Raw genomic sequence first — 15,952 nt, 5'->3', positions numbered from 1 at the left:
CTAAAAGAATACTAAGATTACAATAAAAATTAAATAACCAAACAAGTAACGAATCTACTAAACATTGGAAATACTAATAATATTTTTTCTAATACTATTAAACGGAGTTTTCTCGATGTCAGAAATTGCATTGATTTCGGCTAGAAAAAACAGACTGGAAACGGCAGCGAAAAAAGGGAACAATAGTGCCAAAATTGCGCTGGATCTGGCTAATTCTCCAAATAAGTTTTTATCAACTGTACAAATCGGAATTACCTTAATTGGAATTTTGACGGGTATTTACAGCGGTGATAAAATCACAATGGATGTAGAAGTATTTGTAAGCGGATTTGAAGTTTTAAAACCTTATGCACATTCTATAGCAGTTGGAATCGTAGTTGTTGTTTTAACTTTTTTCTCTCTTGTTTTGGGTGAGTTATTGCCAAAACGTATTGGATTAAATTATCCAGAGGCGATTGCAAAAATGGTTGCAATGCCAATGAAAATAGTTTCTATTATCACGGCACCTTTTATTTGGCTCTTAACAACGTCTACTGATTTTTTATTGAATGTTTTACAGATAAAACCAACAGCTGACGGAAAAGTTACGGAAGAAGAAATTAAGGCAATTATAAAAGAAGGAACTGAGGTTGGAGAAGTTCAGGAGATTGAACAAGATATTGTGGAGCGTGTTTTTCATATTGGAGACAGAAAAGTAAGTTCTTTGATGACACACCGAAAATCTGTTGATATGCTGCCTTTGAATGCTGATAAAATCAAAGTTAAAGAGTTGGTAGTTCAGGATTTACATGCTGTTTATCCAGTGTACAATGAGAATTATGATGATATTGCTGGAGTTGTTACTTTAAAAAATATTTTTGCCAATATTGAAAAGGATAATTTCGATTTGCGAGCTATAATGACAGATGCGCCATATTTAATGGAGCAAACTACTGCTTACAAAGCATTAGAAAATTTTAAAAAGACGGGAGTTCACTACGCTTTAGTTTCAGATGAATACGGAGTTTTTCAAGGATTGATTACTTTAAATGATATTTTGGAAGCTTTAGTTGGTGATGCATCAGAGTTTTATAAAGATGAGTTTCAGCTTATAGAGAGAGAAGATGGTTCATGGCTGGTTGACGGACATTATTCATTGCATGATTTTTTAACTTATTTTGAATTGGATGAGTTGACAAATGATTACGAAGTAAATACGGTAAGCGGGATGATTATGACGGAACTCTCTCATATTCCAAAAGAAGGTGAGAAACTGATTTGGCAGAAATTTGTCTTAGAGGTTATCGATATGGATGGAGTAAAGATTGATAAAGTGCTTGTGAAAACACTTAAAGAGTAGGAAAATTTGTTTCAATCCCGATAGCCATCGGGACGGAAACTACACATAAATAAACAAAAAATGACAGAAGGAAATTTTGTAGATTACGTTAAGATATATGTTTCTTCCGGAAAGGGAGGAAAGGGATCTACGCATTTACATAGAGAGAAATTTATTGAAAAAGGTGGTCCTGACGGTGGTGATGGAGGGCGTGGTGGACACGTATATTTAGTTGGAAATAAAGGTCTTTGGACACTTTTTCATTTAAAGTTTGCGCGTCATATTAAAGCTGGACATGGTGGAGACGGTGGAGGAGATCGCAGTACCGGAGCAGATGGTGAGGATAAATTTATCGAAGTGCCGTTAGGAACTGTTGTAAAAGACAAAGAAACTGGAGAGACTCTTTTTGAAGTTACTGAACATGGAGAAAAAAGAATTCTTTCTAAAGGAGGTAAAGGAGGTTTAGGAAACTGGCATTTTAGAAGTTCTACAAATCAAACGCCAAGATATGCTCAACCGGGTTTACCAGGTGTTGAGATGGATGTTATTTTGGAACTTAAAGTTTTGGCTGATGTTGGTTTAGTTGGTTTTCCTAATGCTGGAAAATCAACATTGTTGTCAGTTTTGACTTCGGCTAAACCAAAAATTGCCGATTACCCTTTTACAACTTTAAAACCGAATTTGGGAATTGTGGCTTACAGAGATTTTCAATCTTTTGTAATTGCAGATATTCCTGGAATTATTGAAGGTGCAGCAGAAGGTAAAGGTCTTGGACATTATTTCCTGCGTCACATTGAGCGTAATTCGACATTGCTGTTTTTAGTTCCAGTTGATACACCAGACATTAAAGCGGAATACGATATTTTGGTAAATGAATTAACAAAATACAATCCTGAAATGTTAGACAAAGAACGTCTTTTAGTAATTTCAAAATGTGATATGCTGGATGATGAACTTAAGGCTGAATTGAAAGCAGAATTGGATGTGTCTTTTAAAGACGTTCCTTATATGTTTATTTCATCTGTTGCACAACAAGGTTTAACTGATTTGAAGGATAAACTTTGGAAAATGCTTAATGAATAATTTATATTCTTAAAATAATAAAAAAGGCATTCTAGAAATAGAATGCCTTTTTGTTTTTATAATGTTAAATTCGTAATAAATGAGTATAAAATTGATGTCATGTTCAATTTTGATATTCTTTAAGATGAAATAATTGTCGAAATGAATTATATTCGCAGAACTTAAACAAAATAACATGAAAAAAGTAGTTTTATTCTTGACCATGTGCCTAATGGCTTTTCCTGTAAGAGCTGATGAGGGAATGTGGTTTTTGATGTTTATCGAAAGATTGAACCATAGAGATATGGAAAAAATGGGCTTGCAATTAACAGCCGAAGAAATTTACAGCATTAATCACCATAGTTTAAAAGATGCTATTGTACAATTTAATGGAGGTTGTACAGCTGAAATCGTTTCAAACAGCGGTTTGGTACTTACTAATCACCACTGTGGATATAGTGCGATTGCAGAACTTTCGACTGCAGAACAAAATCATTTGAAAAATGGATTTTGGGCAAAGCAAAGAAGTGCCGAATTGAAACCAAAATCATTGTACGTTCGTTTCTTTGTTCGTATGGACGATGTTTCAAAAAGGATTTTGTCAAAAGTAAATGATCAAATGACTGAGGCTGAAAGAAACAAAATTATTCAGCAAGAAATCGCTTTAATTGAAAAGGAAAATAACGAAGGTGGAAAATATACTGTTTCTGTTCGTCCTTTCTTTCAAGGAAATGAATATTATTATTTCGTTTACCAAGATTATACAGATGTTCGTTTAGTTGGTACACCGCCAGAAAGTGTTGGTAAATTTGGTGGAGATACAGACAACTGGGAATGGCCTCGTCAAACAGGAGATTTCTCTATGTTTAGAGTTTACGCTGATAAAAACGGAAATCCTGCTGCATATTCTAAAGACAATGTGCCATTACAGCCAAAACATTACTTACCTGTAAGTATTAAAGGTGTAAAAGAGGATGATTTTGCTATGATTTTAGGTTATCCTGGACGTACAAACCGTTGGATGCCGGCTGGCGGAATCGAGCAAAATATCAAGTTTGCTTATCCTGCATGGGTTGAAGGTGCTAAAACTGGAATGGATGTAATGAAAAAATATATGGACAAAGATGCAACAGTTCGTTTGCAATATGCGTCTAAATATGCTTCTACTGCCAACTATTGGAAAAACCGTCAAGGTATGATTGATGCTTTAACAAAAGCGGGAACAGTAGCAACAAAAACAGAACAGGAAGATAAGTTCTATGAGTGGGCAACAAAACCTGCTAACAAAGAAAAGTATGAAAACGTAATTCCTACTATCAATGATTACTACAGAGAAACGAATTTAAAAGCGACTCATGATAATTATCTTACACAACTTTTGCGTACATCAAGTTATGCAACTGGACCAGCTAATTTAGGAAATGCTTTAATTGCATATTATAATGAAAATGATGCGAAAAAAGCAGAAATGCTTCCTAAGATAAACGCAATGATTGATAATATCTATGGCGAATTTTATGCTCCATTAGAGAAAGATGTGTTAACAGCTCAATTGAATTTATATTCTTCTAAAGCTGTTGGATATGGTTTAGCTCCGCAAATCGCTAAAATGAAATCTGAAAATAACGGAGACTTTACTAATGATGTTGCAAAAGCAACTGAAATCAGTTATTTTACTACTAAAGAGAAAGTATTGGCATTTATGGCTAATCCAAAACCATTAGCAATTGTACATGATCCTTTGTATATCATCTCTAATGATTTATTGACTAAATACCGTGCTAAAACAGACGATCAAGCTAAAGCTGATGATGGTTTTGCAATTGCTTTCCGTAAATTAGTAGAAGGTCTAAGAGAATCAAAATTAAATGCGATTCAATATCCTGATGCAAACTCTACTTTGAGATTGACTTACGGAAAAGTTCGTGCTTTACCTGCAGATCCTCGTAACGATGCTAAAATCAACAACTATACTACAATGGAAAGTATGGTGAAAAAGTACAAAGCAGGAGATCAAGAATTTGATTTACCAGCTCGTTTGTTAGAGTTAAATAAGAAAAAAGATTTTGGGCAATATGCTGATAAAGCAGGTTATATGCCAGTAAACTTTTTGACGGATAATGATATTACAGGAGGAAACTCTGGTTCGCCAGTTCTTAACGGAAAAGGTGAATTAATTGGGATTGCTTTTGACGGAAACATTGAAGCTATGGCTGGAGATGTTATTTTCGATTCGAAATTACAAAGAACTATCAATGTTGATATTCGTTATGTACTTTGGATTATTGATAAATACGCTGGAGCTAAAAACATTATTGACGAATTGACGATTGTGAAATAATCTCAATTTAGTTGTAAAAAATAAACCCGATAGTTTTTAAAGCTATCGGGTTTTTATTTTAAAAGTTTGTCATCCTGAGCGAAGTCGAAGGCTAGCCAATTGGAACGGGTCTTCGACTTCGCTCAGACTGACAAACTTCATTTAGTTCGAATACTTATTGAACTTTTACGCGAATTCCTTTGGTATGGCTTGCAAATTCTGGTGCATACATACTTTGAATTGTTGTAATTCCGTTTGAGAATTCTCCGCTGTTATTTACGCGAATATCATATTCTACAACATAAGTTCCTTTGTTGATTTGATCAAAGAAGAAATGTGTTGCAGCATCTTTTGTACTTGTGTAATATCCTAAGCGATCTTTGTACTGATATTTAGAAAGTACATTTACAGGCTCAAAGCAAGAAGCACGCATATCTTTTAAGTGAATATATTCTGTGTCTTCCTTTGAAGTAATGATTAATCGAACGGTAACTAAGTCGCCAACTTTTAAAGGATCTTTTGAAGTGATTTTTTCTAATTGATCTCCTTTTAAGGTGTTTTTCTTTAAATACAATTCTTTCGAAACTGATAGAACAGATCCTGAATTGTCTTTAATTTTATCCAAATCTTCAAAATATTGCCAGTAAACACCTCCAAATCCTGGGACTTTAGATTTGTTTTGAATGTTTATTGACGCCATTTCTTTTTTAACTTCTTCGGCTTTCCAGTTTAATTTAATGTAACCCGTTTCGGCCTCTTTTTCATTTTCTGCCAGTTTTTTAGTTACGATTTTTTCGTCTCCTAATTTTATAACCGTGTTGTCTTTTACAGAAAGCCAGTCAGTACCTTGTGTTAATAAAGCATAAACAGCTTCGGTCGTCGATTTAGTTGTTGGCCAGTTTTTGGTTTGTTTGTTTTTTAACAGCCATACTTTCATTGCGTCGACAGATTTCTTATCGTTATTTACTTCGGCGAAAGCCTCTATTAATAATGCCTGAGTTTCTATTGGAGCCTGATACCAATACCAACCAGATTTATTAGCAATCCAGTACATTCCCCAATCTTCGTTGTTTGATGCTGTTTCTTTTAAACTTTCAATGATTTTTTTAGCGGTTTCTTTTTCGCCAAAACGATTCAAAGTTAATGCAGTTAATCCTTTCTCGTAAATAGAATAATTTAACCAATCGTTTTTAGCGGTTTCCAAATAAAGTTTGACTGCCTTTTTCAAAGTATCTGAAAGAGGATATTTTTCTAAATAAAAACTTCTGGTATACAAATAATGAAGATCAGAATATGGGTTAGGCAAAATTAGTTTCTCAGAAGGTTTTAGATCTTTGATTCTGTTTTTATAGTAATCTAAAAATTTAGTATCTAGAAATGGAATTCCTGTTTTTGCAATTTGGTCCGTTTTATTGTTAATGTCACTGGTTTTAGTCAATTTTGATAAATGCCCTAGACCTGCTAGAATATGTCTGGTAATATATTCGCTTTCTTCGCTTCCGTCAAACCATGAAAATCCACCTGAAGCTTTTTGTTTTTGTTTTAATTTTTCGAAAATTGTTTCTTGTGAAGTTTTCATCTTTTCCAAATCAAATAAAAGAGCCAGATTTTTTTTCTTTTGATCTTCGGTTTGAGCATCATTCAGCCAAGGTGTTTCGGCAAGAAGGGTTGACTTTAGTTCTTCGTTTTCTTCTAGTTTAGAGGTTGGTGTTCTATTTTTTCTCCAATTTTCAAAAACAGCAGCAACCTTCGGATTGTTTGAAATGATTTCTGAAGCTAAAGCATTGGCATAAAAACGCGCAAAAGTTTGCTCGGCACATTCATGTTCATATTCCATTAAATATGGCAAAGACTGTATCGCAATCCAAGTCGGATTCGAAGTGTATTCTAACGTAAATTGATGATTTTTCAAAGTCGTAGAATTATTGTTTTTTAAATTCTCAAACTTATATTCTTTAATAGAATTTTCACGAACCCAAATTGGGATACTTTCAGTAACCAACATATTATTGGTCAAAACCGGAAGTATGTTTTCTTCTCCATCTGAAAAATTAGCAGATTTAGCCAAAATTTTATATTGAACGCCTTGCAAACCTTCTGGAATAGAAATTGTCCAAGTTGCTGTTGTGTTTCCGAAAGGCTCAATGGTAAAATTTTTAACGTTTTTTGTATTGAGCATTTTACTGTCGATTGGCTGCATTGTTGTAGCATCGAAAAACTGTAAAATGGCAATTCCTGTTTTGGCTTGATCCGTAATATTTGAGATTTTTGCCGAAATAACGATCGTATCTTTTTCTCTGAAAAAGCGAGGGAAATTCGGTAAAACCATCAATTCTTTTTGAGTCACAACACTTTTTTCTAAATAACCCGTTACGACATTTTTATTATGCGCCATTAAGCGAAGTTTCCACGCTGTTAAAGCTTCGGGTGAAGTAAAATTGAAGCTTACTTTTCCTTTAGAATCGGTTCTTAAATTCGGAAAGAAAAAAGCTGTTTCTGATAGATTTTTTCTGGCTTTTACTTGGGTTAAGGCTTCTAGAGCGGCTTTTGTTGTGACAATTACAACTCCATTTGCGCCCTTGTTTCCGTAAAGAGCCGTTGCTTTTTCATCTTTTAACACATCAATAGAAAGTATATCTTTAGGATTTATGTTGTCTATATCGGCGACAATTTGCCCATCAACAACATATATTGGGTTTTTTCCTGTAATAGACCCAGTTCCTCTAATTTTAATACCGGCAACTCTAGTTTCTAAAGAATCTTCGATTCCTGCTGTATTATATACATTATTGTCTTCTTCGACCTGAACACTTTCGGTCGCAACAGATTTTGTTGAGTACCCCAGTGAGCTTTTCTTTTTTTGAGTTCCATAGCCAACAACCACAACTTCGCTTAAACTGCTTTCTTCTGGAGTTAGAGTAATGTCGATAATTTTATTTTTTGAAACTTTAATCAACTGTTCTTTAAAACCAATGTAAGTAAAAACAAGTTCTTCATTTGGCGCTGCTTCAATTTCGTAAAAACCATCATAATCTGTAGTGGTCGATCTTGGAGTACCTTTTACAGCAATTGAAACTCCGGGAAGTGATAAGTTAGACAGATCTTTAACAACTCCTGAAATGTTTTTTGCGTTTATTGGTTTTTTATATTTTTTATTAATTTGTTTTTGATATTCTCTTTGTAAATAAGTATTGCTGGTTTTGTTATTAAAATCAAATCCAAACCACATCAATTTGGTAGTTTCAGTTTTAAAATTAAGTCGATTTGAGATTGAATTTAAGTTTCGAACGTTAATATAAGTTTTTTCGAACCCTAAAGGAGATTTAGAGTTAACTACATTGTAATTATAGTCGTAAAAGCCTAACGTTTCCCAGTCTCTTTTAGTAAATTGATCTAATGAACTGTCATACATTGAAGCTAAAACTTCTGCCTCAGATTTTGTATTTATAGCATTCAATTTAAAAGACCAATTCTCGCTGCTTCCGGGTTGTATTTTGCTTCTAAAAGTTTCTACATTAAAGTCAAGTTTTGGTTCTTTTATTTTTAAAGCAACCTCTATTTCATTGCTAAAATTTTCATTTTCAAAAACACTCTCGAAACCTATTTTTAAAGATTTGTCAAATTCATTTTTCACAGGAACTTTGATTGTGACTTCGTGGTTTTCTAAATGATAGATTTTCTGAAAAAACATTTTACTTTCATAGTTTCCGCTAACTGTGATATAAAGTTCAGGAACAATCGAAGTAAGTTTTATTAGCGCAAAGCCATCCTTTTTAGCATCATCATTTATTTGATTTGCTGTAATTAAGGTGCCAGGATTTAGTTTGTCAGTACTCTGAAAAAGGACAATATCTTTAGAGGTTTCTATAACATTATTAAAACTGTCTTTTGCTGAAAATACAATTCTGTAATTTCCTGACTTATAATTAGAAATAAAATCTAATACCAGTTTTTTATCTTTTGAAGAATCGATGTTTTTAGAATAGATTAATGTTTCAGTTTCTTTGCTTATTGGTTTTTGGTTGTTTTCGTAGGGGAATAATTTTTCGAATTCCTGATCTGAAATTGATTCAATATCTGGTATTGGAAAAATTCTTGCTTTAAATTTGTTTGAAAAAGGACTAACGAAGTAAATTTTAATTTCGCCTTTGGCAGTTAAAAATTCACCATTTAAATTAGTGGACCAAATTTCAACTTCGTTTTTAGTTTTGGTTTCAATTCTATTGGGAGCGATAAGATTAAGCATCAAATCATGATAACCTACCTTAACAGTTGTTTGCGCTTCATGAGTTTCGCCATTAATATCCGTAACCGATGATTTTACAACATAATTGAAAACCGGTAATTGTTCTTTAATAGCATTTTTTGAAGGTAATGCAATAAAATCAATTACAAATTTGCCCGAAGCATCAGTTTTGGTTTCTCCAGTTGCTACAACTTCATTCTCTTCTTGCCCGTAATAGTTTCTAAAATAACTAGTATATCTTGTTACTGTATACGTAACTTTTGCATCTGAAATTGAACTGCCTGCAAATGCTTTTGCAGTTCCATCAACTTTAATAGTTTGGTTGATTTGGAATGTTTTTTTTTTCGGCTCAAAAAGGATTTCAAATTTAGGACGCTTATATTCTTCGACTCTAAAGCTGATTTCAGAATTATCAAAATCAACATTATCCCAAAACGGATGTTCTTCTTTAGCTTTATTATAAACAATATCTTTTTCTGCCTCTGCAGGTTCTCTAGAAATAATGCTATAAGTGCCGGTAAGCCCTGTTTTGGGCAAAACAAATTCGCCGGAGAAAGAACCGAACTCGTTTGTTGTAATTTGAAATTCTTTCAATGTTTCATAGTTCGCATTTCGGATACTAATTTGGAATGATGTTTTAGCTGCAACATTTGTTTTATTTTGTTTTTTTTGGATTGCAATTCCTTTGTAAAAAATGGTTTGCCCTGGACGATAAATAGCTCTGTCTAAATAAAATTCGACTTTTCCTTTGCCTCTGTATTCAAAATCTTTTATGTAATCGTGATTGTAACGAATATAATTTTTAACGATTAAAATAGTATCGTTTTCTGTTGTCAGTAAAAGAGGTTCGTAGTTATAATTGTTGTTTTCTTTATCGTGCGAAGCAAATCCATTTTTGTCAGTTTTAATAGTCTGATTTAAAAGTTTGATAGATACATTTTCTAAAGGCTTTCCTGTTTTTCTGTCCAAAACCTGAAAACTTTCTGTTTTGTCCTTTTGCGACGCCAAAAGTCCAATATTCGAAATTGTAATGGTTTCGTAAGCAAAGGCTTTAGTTTCTTTTGAGTCAGAATCGCTTTCAAAATAGACCAAATAATTTCCTGTTTTCAGTTGTGGCAAGAGAACTTCTGTCGAATATTGAAAAAAATCCTTTTTGTTTATAAGTTGATAATCAGAAGATTTTATTGCTTTTTGTTTCTCAATTATCACATTTACAAGGCTATCTTTATCAAGAGGAGAATTTCTAAACTCATTTATACGATTTTGAGTAATCTTATAAAATGAAACCTTTAAATGATCAACATTTTTGTATTGAATAAAAGCTCTTGTGTTTTCGTCGCTGTAACTATTCTTTTTAAGTTCAGCGGTTATACTTTTTGAAGTGATAAATTGTTTTTGTTGTATTGCTGATTGGTATGCATTTGTATTATTGTTTTTGTTTAAAATGCTATCTAGTACAACAGTAGCTTTGATGTTATAATCAGGATGAGTTCCTTTTGAGGCTTGCTGAGATAAAAGTATCGCTCTTATTAGTTGAATTTTTTGAATTGAAGTTTCGTCATTTATACTTTTTTGAAGGGTGATTAGTGCACGAGTATAATCTTCAATAGAATCAACCAAATTAGTTTTGCAATACAATAATCTTTCTAATTGATTGTCAATGTTTGGATTGGATTTTTCCTGTTTTTGATATAAATTTAAAAGTGAACGCAAATTTTCATTGGTTACAAAATCTAAATTTAACGCAAGAAAATCAGACGATTTTCCTAGAAGCTGTTTTTTGTACGAATCAAATTCCTTTTTTTTAATTTCCCATTGACGAACTTTTTGAGAATGCAGCGTGATGTTTTCCTTTAGTAAATATTCATATAAATTCTGTGTTTTGAATTTTTCTAAAGTCGAATAGTCAAAAATCGATTCGTATTTTGTTAAAGAAGTACTTTTTAAAATCGATTCGCTTCCTAATGTTTGTTGTAATGATGACTTAATTTGATCTGTAAAGTTTTTTTCAGTCCATGTCAGGAAGTCTTCATTTAAGGTTGCAATATTTGTCCTTTTTTTGATTTGATATTCATTTCTTGCATAATAATCAGTCAGGCATTTTGCATAAACTAAATTCAAAATTGCTTTTGATGATATTGAAACGTGATTAATATCTATTTTTAGATTATTTAAAATCTTTGTTTGTGCATTTTCATCAATGACTTGCAGATATTTAGATTGATAAAAAAAACATTTTATTATTTCTGCTTCATCTTGATCCGAAATGGCTTTATTGTATATTTTGAGAACAATTTCATTTGCCGATTTAATTTTGCCTTCGTTTTCGTAAGCAATAACCTTATCCCATTTTTTATCATTTTGTTGTGCAAAAAGTCCCGAAGAAATCAATAAGAAAACAAATAATATATTTTTCATAAAGTAGTTTTTATCTATAGAGTATTGTTTTTGGAAAAAGGTTGGGAAGCTTTAAAAATAAATTTCGTACAAATTACTAATTTATCTCTAAAAGCAAATGAGACATTTTATATTTCCTTATTTTTGAAGAATAATAATTGAGTTTTATTAGTTACTTGCTATTTCGATTAACCAATGAAACAGTTTAACGATTAAACATTTTAAATGAAAACACATTTCATCGCTATTGGCGGGAGCGCTATGCATAATCTTGCATTGGCATTACATAATAAAGGATATCAGGTTACTGGAAGTGACGATGCTATTTTTGAACCTTCAAAATCAAGATTAGAAAAGAAAGGAATTCTTCCTGCAGAAATGGGCTGGTTTCCTGAGAAAATAACTTCTGATATTGATGCCATCATTTTAGGAATGCATGCAAAAGCGGACAACCCTGAATTGTTGAAAGCGCAGGAATTAGGACTTAAAATCTATTCGTATCCTGAATTTTTATATGAGCAGTCTAAAAATAAAACTCGTGTTGTTATTGGTGGTTCACATGGAAAAACGACAATTACTTCGATGATTTTGCATGTAATGCATTATCATAATATTGAGGTAGATTATATGGTAGGAGCACAGTTAGAAGGTTTTGATACTATGGTTCATTTAACTGAAGAGAATGATTTTATGGTTTTAGAAGGAGATGAGTATTTGTCTTCTCCAATAGATCGTCGTCCGAAGTTTCATTTATATCAGCCAAATATTGCTTTAATTTCTGGAATTGCTTGGGATCATATTAATGTTTTTCCAACATATGAAAACTATGTAGAACAGTTTGAGATTTTTATTTCGAAGATTACAAATGGCGGGATTTTAGTATATAACGAAAATGACCCTGAAGTAAAAAGAGTTTCAGAAGCTGCGACAAATCCAATTCGTAAAATGGCTTACCATACTCCAGAATATTCTGTTGCTGATGGCGTAACGCTTTTAAAAACACCTGAAGGCGATATGCCAATTGAAGTTTTTGGAGCGCACAATTTAAATAATTTGGCAGGAGCAAAATGGATCTGCCAAAATATGGGCGTTGACGAAGCTGATTTCTACGAAGCAATTGCAAGTTTTAAAGGGGCTTCTAAACGTTTAGAGAAAATTGCTGAAGGAAAAGGAAAAGTGGCTTATAAAGATTTTGCGCATTCACCAAGTAAAGTTGCTGCGACTACAAAAGCAGTAAAAGAACAATATCCAAATAGAACTTTGGTTGCTTGTTTAGAATTGCACACTTACAGCAGTCTTAATGCGGAGTTCCTAAAAGAATATGAAGGAGCACTTGAGTATGCTGATGTTGCTGTTGTTTTTTATTCTCCAGATGCGGTGAAAATTAAACAATTAGAAGAAGTAACTTACGAGCAGATTGCTACAGCATTCAACAGAAAAGATTTAATTATTTATACTAATCCAGCTGAATTTAAAGAGTATTTATTTAACTTAAATCTTGATAATTCTGCACTTTTACTGATGAGTTCTGGAAATTACGGAGGTTTGAATTTTGATGAAGTAAAAGGATTGATTAATTAGATAATATGTCAATTAGTCAATTTGATAATGAGATATTTTGCCGATTGTTTTACAATCGGCATTTTTTTTGAATTTAATTTTTAGTTATCAAATGGACATATTATCTAATTTTCTAATTGAAATTTATAATGTCCCACAATTTTGTATTCAAATAAACAGTCTTCTAGAACTTGTCCGCCGCCAACGTTGTGAACGATTAAATTTCGTTCCCCGTCTTTTGATTTCTTATTGGTTATGATTCCAATATGAGGCAATTTGTTATTGATCATCCATGTTACGATTTCTCCTGTTTTATAATCTGAAGGATTTTGAGTTACAGGTAGTTTTGTTCCTTTTCTTTCAAAAAACACTTCGAGATTGGGCACTCTTCTATGATCAATATTAGTATCAGTTTTGGTCATTCCCCATCTTTTTAAATTAGGATATGCTTTAAAATTTTCAATCATATCTTCGTGTATTTCTTTCTGAAGATCAATTCCTAATTTTCTATACGAACGTATTACCACATCAGTGCAAACTCCTTTGTCTGCAGGGACATCTCCATTTGGATATTGAATCGCAAAGTAGGCGGGATCATAATCTATTGACGAATCAATGATAGATAATGCAGCACTTTATAATCTTTGCTCAAAAGTTTTTGCTGCTTCTTGTAAATTTTCAGCTTTTAAGGAGGCTGTCTGCTTTTGGTTGCATGATAAAAACACAAGTAAGATTATGATGGTATATAATGATTTCATTTTGAAAAGTTGATTTAATTTAAAGCGATTTAAAAATAAGCAATAAATAAATAGAGTGATTATTTATGAATGATTTTTCTTATTTTTTAATATATTCGTCCTCCTGAAAAATAAGCTGATTTAGTTTTTCAGTTAATTGATAAATAATCCTTTTTATGAAATCAAATCATTTTCCTATTAAAGATTGGTCAGATGATGATAAGCCGCGTGAAAAATTAATGCTCAAAGGAAAAGATGCTTTGAGTGATGCTGAGTTGTTGGCCATTTTAATTGGTTCTGGAAGTCGTAATGAATCAGCGGTTGCTTTAAGCAAACGTATTTTAGCGAGTGTTGACAATCTTAATTCATTAGGTAAGTTGGATATTTCTCAATTAATAAACTTTCGTGGTATTGGAGAGGCAAAAGCGATTACCATTATTGCAGCTTTAGAGTTAGGACGCAGACGCAGGGTAGAGGAAACTGTTGAGTTAAAAAAGATCACATCTAGTAAAATTGCTTTCGAAATCATGCGGCCTATCATTGGAGAATTACCTCATGAGGAGTTTTGGGTGCTTTTTCTGAATAATTCAAATAAAGTGATTTCTAAGTCACAATTAAGCAAAGGGGGAATTTCTGGAACAATTGTCGATACTCGATTAGTTTTTAGACTGGCGTTAGAAAATAGAGCTACTGGCTTGATTTTGTGTCACAATCATCCTTCGGGTTCGCTAATTCCAAGTGATGCCGACAAGCAAATTACGAAGAAAGTAAAATTAGCAGGAGAAAGCTTAGATGTTAAAGTTTTAGATCATATAATCATTACTGAAACAAAATATTATAGTTTTGTAGATGAAGGAATATTTTAATTTATGAATACCACTATTACAGACATTTTTTTTGACTTAGACCATACGCTTTGGGATTTTGATAAAAACTCAGAATTGGCTTTTGACCGAATTTTTAGCGAAAAGTATTCTGAAGTTAAAACTGAAGATTTTATTGAAAAATATGCTCCAATTAATCAGGCTTGTTGGAAATTATATCAAGAAGATAAAATTACGCATCAAGAATTGCGTTACAATAGATTAAAGCTTTCTTTTGAAGCGCTAGATTATACAATTTCTGACGATAACATTAATCAGATTGCTAATGATTATATAGCATTTTTGCCAGATAATAATCATCTTTTTGATGGAACTATTGAGGTTCTAGAATATCTAAAACCAAAGTATAAGCTTCATATCATAACAAATGGTTTTGCAAACGTACAGGATAGAAAGATTAGTAATGCAGCCTTAGGCGGTTACTTTGCTACCATTACAAATTCAGAATCAGCAGGTGTTAAAAAACCAAATAGTATTATCTTTGATTATGCTGTCAATTTAGCGCAAACATCAAAAGCTAATAGTATTATGATTGGTGATGATTTTGATGCTGATGTTAATGGCGCATTAAATGCTGGTTTAGATGCAATATTTTTTAATGTAAAAAATATTGAGACACCTAAAAATTATAAACAAATTAATCATTTATTAGAACTTAAAAAATATTTATAATTATGAAATTAAAAGTTTTGTTGACTTTGCTTCTTTGTTCAGTCCTTGGATTTTCGCAATCGATTAACGATTATAAAGCAGTTATTATACCGCTTAAATATGATTTTATTAAAACAGATAATCAGTATAGATTAGCTACAATGACTAAAACTAATTTAGTTAAAGCGGGCTTTCAGGCTTTTTATGTAAACGAAGAAATTCCTGCTGGTTTTAGTGATAGATGTGATCTTTTGTATATTGATGTAAAAAGAGATAATGCATTTTTAGTAACTAAACTTTTTATTGAGTTTAAAGATTGTTACGGAAAAGTAATTTACACATCTGAAACAGGAAGAAGCAAAGAAAAAGACTATGAATTGGCATATAAGGAAAGTTTAGAAGATGCTTTTAAATCTGTCAATGCTTTGCACTATAAATATAGCGGTAAATCAGCGGCGCCTGTCTCTAACAAAGCACAAACAGTTATAGCAGCAACACCTTTAGTTCCTGCTGTGCAAATTGCTGCAACACCAGCTGCAGATGTTTCTGACCCTAATTTATTGTACGCACAGCCAATGGAGAACGGATATCAGTTAATAGACAAAACTCCAAAAGTTGTCATGAAACTTTTAAAAACCTCACGTCCAGATTCGTTTATTGCAATTAAAAATGGTGTTCAAGGAAGTTTAAATGCAAAAGATAATCAATGGTATTTTGAGTATTATCAAAACGATAAACTAGTTTCTGAAAAAGTTTCAGTAAAATTTTAAATAAATT

General features: G+C 32.3%; 9 protein-coding genes. 7 read left to right on the top strand and 2 right to left on the bottom strand.

Going from position 1 to position 15,952, the window contains the following annotated elements:
• Positions 1-64 precede the first annotated feature (64 nt).
• From B0A75_RS16395 to B0A75_RS16385, 3 genes are all read left to right on the top strand, one after another.
• Positions 65-1,339 carry a hemolysin family protein gene (locus B0A75_RS16395; RefSeq protein WP_089055343.1) on the top strand — a complete coding sequence of 425 codons (1,275 nt, stop codon included), beginning with the start codon at positions 65-67 and terminating at the stop codon, positions 1,337-1,339.
• Between the two features lie 60 nt (positions 1,340-1,399).
• The gene (obgE, locus tag B0A75_RS16390; protein ID WP_089055342.1) at positions 1,400-2,401 is read left to right on the top strand and encodes a GTPase ObgE; all 1,002 of its coding nucleotides are present in this window, start codon (positions 1,400-1,402) and stop codon (positions 2,399-2,401) included.
• A 175-nt stretch (positions 2,402-2,576) separates the two neighbouring features.
• On the top strand, positions 2,577-4,721 hold the full coding sequence (locus B0A75_RS16385; protein ID WP_089055341.1) for a S46 family peptidase: 2,145 nt from the start codon (positions 2,577-2,579) through the stop codon (positions 4,719-4,721).
• A gap of 154 nt (positions 4,722-4,875) precedes the next feature.
• Here B0A75_RS16385 and B0A75_RS16380 read toward each other — a convergent pair whose 3' ends face one another.
• Positions 4,876-11,364, bottom strand: a complete 6,489-nt coding sequence (locus B0A75_RS16380) for an alpha-2-macroglobulin family protein (RefSeq protein ID WP_089055340.1) — start codon at positions 11,362-11,364, stop codon at positions 4,876-4,878.
• Between the two features lie 204 nt (positions 11,365-11,568).
• Here B0A75_RS16380 and B0A75_RS16375 point away from each other — a divergent pair, with 204 nt between their 5' ends.
• Complete coding sequence (locus tag B0A75_RS16375; RefSeq protein ID WP_089055339.1) at positions 11,569-12,924, top strand: UDP-N-acetylmuramate--L-alanine ligase; 1,356 nt, start codon at positions 11,569-11,571, stop codon at positions 12,922-12,924.
• 104 nt (positions 12,925-13,028) lie between these two features.
• On the opposite strand, the gene B0A75_RS16370 is transcribed toward B0A75_RS16375, so the two are convergent.
• Positions 13,029-13,523 (bottom strand): DUF1287 domain-containing protein, encoded by a 495-nt coding sequence (locus tag B0A75_RS16370; RefSeq protein WP_317044193.1) that lies wholly within the window; start codon positions 13,521-13,523, stop codon positions 13,029-13,031.
• 293 nt (positions 13,524-13,816) lie between these two features.
• On the opposite strand from B0A75_RS16370, the gene radC reads away from it, so the two are divergent.
• Genes radC through B0A75_RS16355 form a run of 3 tightly spaced genes read left to right on the top strand, consistent with a single transcriptional unit; the run spans position 13,817 to position 15,945 of the window.
• Positions 13,817-14,506, top strand: coding sequence for a RadC family protein (gene radC / locus B0A75_RS16365; RefSeq protein WP_089055338.1), 690 nt, complete (start codon positions 13,817-13,819; stop codon positions 14,504-14,506).
• Positions 14,507-14,509: 3 nt separating this feature from the next.
• Positions 14,510-15,196 (top strand): YjjG family noncanonical pyrimidine nucleotidase, encoded by a 687-nt coding sequence (locus tag B0A75_RS16360; protein WP_089055337.1) that lies wholly within the window; start codon positions 14,510-14,512, stop codon positions 15,194-15,196.
• A gap of 2 nt (positions 15,197-15,198) precedes the next feature.
• On the top strand, positions 15,199-15,945 hold the full coding sequence (locus B0A75_RS16355) for a hypothetical protein (RefSeq protein ID WP_089055336.1): 747 nt from the start codon (positions 15,199-15,201) through the stop codon (positions 15,943-15,945).
• The last annotated feature ends 7 nt before the right edge of the window (positions 15,946-15,952 follow it).

The organism is Flavobacterium oncorhynchi (assembly GCF_002217355.1).
GTDB classification, from domain to species: Bacteria; Bacteroidota; Bacteroidia; order Flavobacteriales; family Flavobacteriaceae; genus Flavobacterium; species Flavobacterium oncorhynchi.
Note: the sequence above shows the minus strand (reverse complement) of the source record. Positions and strands in the feature narration are given on the sequence as shown.